This window comes from Bacillus sp. mrc49, from assembly GCF_002803435.1.
The window spans coordinates 1-902 of record NZ_PHNG01000181.1; the positions used below are offsets into that span (position 1 = coordinate 1).

The window sequence follows — 902 nt, forward strand, 5'->3', positions numbered from 1 at the left end:
ATAGGTGCGGGATTCGTACCTAGTATCCTCAATACGGACTTATATGACGAAATCATTCAAGTCAATACCGAGGAATCATTCGATTATGCCCGCCGTGCAGCTAAAGAGGAGGGAATCCTTGGAGGGATTTCTTCTGGAGGCGCCATTGCGGCAGCCGTTAAAGTTGCTGAAAAACTGGGAAAAGGCAAAAAGGTCCTGGCCATCATCCCGAGTAATGGCGAACGGTACTTAAGTACTCCGCTATATAACTTTGAGTAATAATACTTTCGTTTAATGAGAAGCAAAGTCCCCGGTGGGCTTTGCTCTTCTTTTTGCAGAAAAAAGGTCTAGGCCACTGCTAATCTTCGCCGATGGCTTGCACTATGCGTGTGTAAATGGGTAAACTCTTAATATAGATTTCTTTAGGCGGAGGAGAACGTTGGATGTCATTAGCAGGAGCGACTAAACTTACATGCGGCTCATATGAATTGGATTACAGCAAGAAAACCTTAATTATGGGGATTTTGAATGTTACGCCTGACTCTTTCTCGGATGGCGGGAAATATAATCGGGTAGATGCTGCTTTGAAGCATGCGGAACGGATGGTGAAAGACGGTGCGGATATTCTCGACATAGGCGGTGAGTCGACCCGCCCTAATTATGAGAGGATATCGGATGATCAGGAGATAGAAAGGGTCGCTCCGATCATCGAGGCGATTTCCCGGAACATAGAAATTCCGATATCGATTGATACCTATAAATCAAAGGTGGCCAAGGAAGCTGTTAAGGCAGGGGCCCATATATTAAACGACATTTGGGGAGGCAAAGCCGATTCCTTGATGGCAAAAGTTGCAGCGGAATTTGGTGTGCCGATTATTTTGATGCATAATAGGGATAATATGGATTATGGTCATTTCATTCGC

The 902-nt window shown here is 45.0% G+C and carries 2 protein-coding genes; both read left to right on the forward strand.

What is annotated here, in order from left to right; translation table 11 throughout:
- Window positions 1-258, forward strand: a 258-nt coding sequence (locus CVN76_RS01250; protein WP_157805424.1) for a pyridoxal-phosphate dependent enzyme, incomplete at its 5' end; no start/stop codon positions are given.
- A gap of 164 nt (window positions 259-422) precedes the next feature.
- The coding region (gene folP / locus CVN76_RS01255) for a dihydropteroate synthase (protein ID WP_100530116.1) at window positions 423-902 on the forward strand (480 nt) is incomplete at its 3' end.